This window comes from Mesorhizobium sp. M7A.F.Ca.ET.027.03.2.1 (genome assembly GCF_003999175.1).
Lineage (GTDB): Bacteria > Pseudomonadota > Alphaproteobacteria > Rhizobiales > Rhizobiaceae > Mesorhizobium.
The window spans coordinates 1-5043 of the sequence record NZ_RZOM01000399.1 but is presented as its reverse complement, the minus strand read 5'-3'; the positions used below and the strand labels follow the sequence as shown (position 1 = coordinate 5043).

Genomic DNA, 5043 nt, shown 5'->3' with positions numbered 1-5043 from the left:
CCATGACGCTGCCCTTGGCGCGCGGCTGGAATTCGAGATCGGACGGGTCGTCTGACACGGCTTGTTCCCTGAGTTTCCTTGAACCTCTTGCACCCGCGTCCCTCTAGTGCCAATGGCCTGATGACGCAAACGGCAAAGGTAGCCGAAGATGATGGCATCGGGCGGAAAATCGGCCCGCTTTTGTCAATTGGATAAATAATTTGACCAGTTGGCGAGGCAGGCTCTATTCTGCGACACCGGTTCACCTTCCAGGCATTCTGTTGAGCGACATTTTTTCCAGGATCGAGCATTCGCGCACCGCCGACGAGGTGGTGCAGCAAATCGAGAGCCTCATCCTCGAAGGCGTGCTGCGCACCGGCGACCGGCTGCCGGGCGAGCGCGAGCTTGCACGCCAGTTCGACGTATCCCGGCCGATCCTGCGTGATGCGCTGAAGTCACTGGAAGGACGCGGCCTTTTGACGACAAGGCCCGGCGGCGGCACGCATGTCGCCGATGTCATCGGCCAGCTCTTCACCAAACCGGTGACGGACCTGATCTCGATGCACCGCAAGGCAGTGACCGATTATCTGGAATATCGCCGCGAGATCGAAGGGGTCGCGGCTGAATACGCGGCACGGCGCGCCACTGCGGACGACATGGCGCTGCTCGACAAGATCATGGCACGTATGGACGATGCGCACCGGACCGGCGACTTCGACGACGAGGCCGAGATCGATGTCGAGTTCCACCACGCGATCTGCGAATGCGCGCACAACATCATCCTTTTGCACACGTTGCGTTCCTGTTACCGGCTGTTGTCGGAGGGCGTGTTCCAGAACCGGCTGCTGGTGTTCAGCGTGCCCGGCGCGCGCGACGCCCTGCTGGCGCAGCACCGCGCGATCCATGCGGCGGTGAAGGCCGGCGATCCGGATGCTGCCCGGCAAGCGGCGATGGACCACATCACCTATGTCGAACGGTCGATGGCGGAAGCCGAGCGCAGCGGCGACTGGCAGCGCGTTTCGCGACTGAGGCTGAAGCAGCGGGTCGAAGCCACCGATACCGAACCTGCACGCAAACGCTCCTAGCTATCGAAACGGGAAGCCCATGAGCCAGATCCTGACCATCGCCGACCTCAAGGACCTCGCCCGCCGGCGCGTGCCGAAGATGTTCTTCGACTATGCCGATTCCGGTTCGTGGACCGAAAGCACGTATCGGGCCAACGAAGAGGACTTTCAGAAGATCAAGTTCCGCCAGCGCGTGCTCGTCGACATGGACAACCGTTCGCTGGCATCGACGATGATCGGCGAAAAAGTGTCGATGCCGGTGGCATTGGCGCCAACCGGCATGACCGGCATGCAGCACGCCAATGGCGAGATGGTGGCGGCTCAGGCGGCGGAGGAATTCGGCGTGCCGTTCACCTTGTCGACGATGAGCATCTGCTCCATCGAGGATGTCGCCTCGGTAACCACGAAGCCGTTCTGGTTTCAGCTCTATGTGCTGCGTGACAAGGAGTTCGTGCTCAACCTGATCGATAGGGCAAAGGCGGCGAAATGCTCGGCGCTCGTGCTGACGCTCGACCTGCAGATTCTCGGTCAGCGCCACAAGGACATCCGCAACGGGCTTTCGGCGCCACCCAAGCTGACGCTGACGAACATCGTCGACATGGCCATCCGCCCGCGCTGGTGCGCCGCCATGGCCGGCACGAAGCGGCGGACCTTCCGCAACATTGTCGGCCACGCCAAGGGCGTCGGCAACATGGCCTCGCTGGCATCGTGGACGACGGAGCAGTTCGACCCGCATCTGTCGTGGAAGGACGTCGCCTGGATCAAGGAGCGCTGGGGCGGCAAGCTGATCCTCAAGGGCATTCTCGACAAGGAGGACGCGCTGATGGCGGCCAAGACCGGCGCCGACGCGATCATCGTTTCCAACCATGGCGGGCGCCAGCTCGATGGTGCGTCGTCGTCGATCGGCGTTCTGGAAGAGATTGCCGACGCGGTCGGTGACACGATCGAAGTGCATATGGATGGCGGCATCCGCTCCGGCCAGGATGTCCTGAAGGCGCTTTGCCTAGGTGCCAAGGGAACCTATATCGGCCGGCCATTTCTTTACGGCCTGGGTGCGCTTGGCAAGGAAGGGGTTACCAAGGCGTTGGAAATCATCCGCAAGGAGATGGACATCACGCTGGCGCTGTGCGGAAAGCGTCTTGTCACCGACATGGGCAAGGACCAGCTCCGGCGCTAAGCCCGTGACCGCGACCACGGAGACACCGAAAAATTGGCAGAACCCGGCATCCATTTTCTCGACGCGCATGGGCCGGAAGGTGTGCGTCTTTACGCGATCGGCGACGTCCACGGCCGGCTCGACCTGCTGGCCGCCATGCATCGGCGCATCAGGGCCGAGATCGAGCAGGACCCACCTGCCGACTGGCGCGTCATCCATCTTGGCGACTATGTCGACCGCGGGCCGGACTCGAAGGGCGTCATCGATTTCCTGATCGAAGCGCAAGAGCGCGACCCTCGTTACCTGATGCTGGCCGGCAACCACGACATCGGCTTTCTCGATTTTCTCAAGACCCCTGACCCGGAAGGGCTTTTCATCCGGTTCGGCGGCATCCAGACGGCACAGTCTTACGGCGTGGCGATCAGTGAAGGCACAAGCGTGTGGTTCGGCAAGGCCGAATCGGCCGTGCGCAAAGGACATCAGGCCCTGGTCGAGGCCGTGCCGCAAAGCCACATCGACTTCCTGCGATCGCTGCCGTTCTCCGTGATTTTCGGGGACTTCTTCTTCTGCCATGCCGGCATCAGGCCGGGTATTCCTCTGGAGAAGCAAAGCCCGCAGGATCTGATCTGGATCCGCGACGCCTTTCACAACCACCCCGACCTCTATCCGAAGATCGTGGTGCATGGCCACACGCCGGTGCCGGAGGCGGAAGTGATGGCCAACCGCGTCAATGTCGACACGCTTGCCTGGCAATCAGGCATGCTGAGCGCGCTCGTCGTCGACGGCGCGGACAAACGCATCCTGACAATGACGATCAAGGAAGCTTGAGCGTCGCGCGTCGGAGGACGCGAAAGACGCTTCCTGCCTTTAGCGCAGCGAGGCGGTGACGCCGTAACCGTCGACGGCGTTGTGGTTGTTGGCTGCGTCGGCGGCATAGATGCCGAGACCGCACAGCACGATGGCGGACAACATGGCAAAGGACAGAAGCGCTGCTTTCACGGAGGTCATCTCTTGTTGAGCTTTCTGCATCTGTGCACCAGGCGGTTACCAATGCGTTGAAACCGAGAATTCGCTTCAAAGTTTCGACGATTTTGCGCTTCTAGGCATGTTCTGTATCAACGGTGTGTCGCGCGGGTCACACAAAGGTTCATAGCCGTTGCACAGAAGATGCAGAGCGCGCGCCTTGTAGGATGGCGGGCGGACACAAGCCAAGAATGAAACGGTTTTCCCCAGGCGGTTTCACCGCCGCGTGCCAATTATGTCACGCTGCAGGGTACGGAGAGACCAACACTCGGATGGTCGCTACCCAGGCACGGGCAATGGCGAGGCCAGCGGCATCCGCATCGGGCCCGTTGCGGGCCATTTCGCCATCGAGCTTGCCGGCCCAGTCGGGGTGGCGCGCGGCGATGGTCGGGGCAAAGGACGTGCTCCAGTCCTCGACCATCGGCCGGTCGGCCTCGAAGTGAAACTGGAAACCGTAGACGGCGCGGCCGACGCGAAACGCCTGGTTCTCGGCGACATCGTTGCCGGCGAGCCGCACGGCGGCCTCGGGCAGCACGAAGGTGTCGTCATGCCACTGGAAGATCGGGAATTTCTCCGGCAGTGCGCCCAGCACCGGATCGGCCTTGGCGTCCGCCGTCAGCGATACGCCGCGCCAACCGAACTCATTGGCGCCGCCGATGCGGTTTTCGCCGCCGAAAGCACGGGCGACGAGCTGGCTGCCGAGGCAAATGCCGAGCACGGCGCGATCCTTGTCGGCAAAGTCGCGGGTCAGTTCGAGCAGTGCCGGGAAATAGGGGTACTCATCGTCGGCCAGCGCGTTCTGGCCGCCGCCGAGCACGATCATGGCATCATGCCCGGCCGCGTCATCCGGCAGGGGATCGCCTTTGTAAGGGAGACGCAGGTCGAGATCGGCACCCGCTTCCGCAAGTGCTGCGCCGACCTGGCCGAGGCCGGTATTGTCGTAGTTCTGGACCACCAGCACCCGCATCACAAAACCCTGCTGACATGAAAAGATGCGAGGAGCGATATCATGCCGCTCGCATTGCAGCCAAGATGCGTGTCCGGAGAGAAAACTATGCCACTGCAGAACCGGGTCGATCCGTTCGGTACCATCCACGCTGTGCCCGATCGCGGCCTGTTCACCGGCAATCGCGGCATCATCCACGATCCCGAGACCAAGACGCTCAAGAAAAAGCGCTGGGCGCTTCCGGCCTGGATCATCTGCGTCTGCCAATTCCGAAATGTGCGGCGCCAACCGATGGGCCGCAACCGGAAGGGCGGCAAAGCGGGCTGGACAGAACTGTTCTTCCTCGACGAGGTGACGGCATTGGCGGCCGGGCATCGCCCCTGCTTCTTTTGCCAGCGCGAACGGGCCAGGGATTTCGTCGGCCGCTTCGGCGACGCGTTCGGCATTGCCGAACCGCGCGCGCCGATGGTCGACAAACGGCTGCACAAGGAGCGGCTGGCCTCGGGCGGCAGGCCGCCAGGGATTGCTGTTGAAGACCTTGCCGGCCTGCCGGACGGCGCCATGGTTGCGGATGGTCGCACTGTTTATGCCCTGCGTCGGGGCACGACACTGCGCTGGTCCTTTGCCGGATATGAGCATCCCGGCGATTTCGGCCTGCTCAACGGCAAGACACTCTCGCTGCTGACGCCGGCCACGACCCTCGCCGTGCTGGGGCATGGCTTTCGGCCGGTGTGGCATCCTACCGCCGAGGCTTGACGCCGGCGGCAGGCTCGCTCATTCCTCGGCGGATGCGCGCCAATTACAAGATGCAACGTCTGTTCGTGCCCGACGATCTCGCGCCGGATGTCGAGTTCGACGCCGGCCAACAGCAGAGC

General features: G+C 62.8%; 6 protein-coding genes. 4 read left to right on the top strand and 2 right to left on the bottom strand.

What is annotated here, in order from left to right:
- Nucleotides 1–260 precede the first annotated feature (260 nt).
- From EN750_RS18085 to EN750_RS18075, 3 genes are read left to right on the top strand one after another with little or no spacing between them, the layout of a single operon-like run.
- Complete coding sequence (locus tag EN750_RS18085; RefSeq protein ID WP_127397229.1) at nucleotides 261–1064, top strand: FCD domain-containing protein; 804 nt, start codon at nucleotides 261–263, stop codon at nucleotides 1062–1064.
- 19 nt (nucleotides 1065–1083) lie between these two features.
- Nucleotides 1084–2220: an alpha-hydroxy acid oxidase gene (locus tag EN750_RS18080; protein WP_127397228.1), complete on the top strand. Its 1137-nt coding sequence runs from the start codon at nucleotides 1084–1086 to the stop codon at nucleotides 2218–2220.
- Nucleotides 2221–2253: 33 nt separating this feature from the next.
- Entirely contained in the window at nucleotides 2254–3027 is a 774-nt protein-coding gene (locus tag EN750_RS18075) for a metallophosphoesterase family protein (protein ID WP_127397227.1), read from the top strand.
- Between the two features lie 39 nt (nucleotides 3028–3066).
- Here EN750_RS18075 and EN750_RS41505 read toward each other — a convergent pair whose 3' ends face one another.
- Nucleotides 3067–3198: a hypothetical protein gene (locus EN750_RS41505; RefSeq protein ID WP_013893872.1), complete on the bottom strand. Its 132-nt coding sequence runs from the start codon at nucleotides 3196–3198 to the stop codon at nucleotides 3067–3069.
- Nucleotides 3199–3460: 262 nt separating this feature from the next.
- Nucleotides 3461–4189 carry a type 1 glutamine amidotransferase gene (locus EN750_RS18065; protein WP_127397226.1) on the bottom strand — a complete coding sequence of 243 codons (729 nt, stop codon included), beginning with the start codon at nucleotides 4187–4189 and terminating at the stop codon, nucleotides 3461–3463.
- Between the two features lie 87 nt (nucleotides 4190–4276).
- Here EN750_RS18065 and EN750_RS18060 point away from each other — a divergent pair, with 87 nt between their 5' ends.
- A complete protein-coding gene (locus EN750_RS18060; protein WP_127397225.1) occupies nucleotides 4277–4924 on the top strand; it encodes a hypothetical protein in 648 nt (215 codons plus the stop codon).
- Nucleotides 4925–5043: the final 119 nt, after the last annotated feature.

What these genes read in the sequence shown, in the direction of transcription:
- EN750_RS18080 (WP_127397228.1), top strand. Translation starts at nt 1,084, where the DNA reads ATGAGCCAGATCCTGACCATCGCCGACCTCAAGGACCTCGCCCGCCGG.
- EN750_RS18065 (WP_127397226.1), bottom strand. Translation starts at nt 4,189, where the DNA reads ATGCGGGTGCTGGTGGTCCAGAACTACGACAATACCGGCCTCGGCCAG.
- EN750_RS18060 (WP_127397225.1), top strand. Translation starts at nt 4,277, where the DNA reads ATGCCACTGCAGAACCGGGTCGATCCGTTCGGTACCATCCACGCTGTG.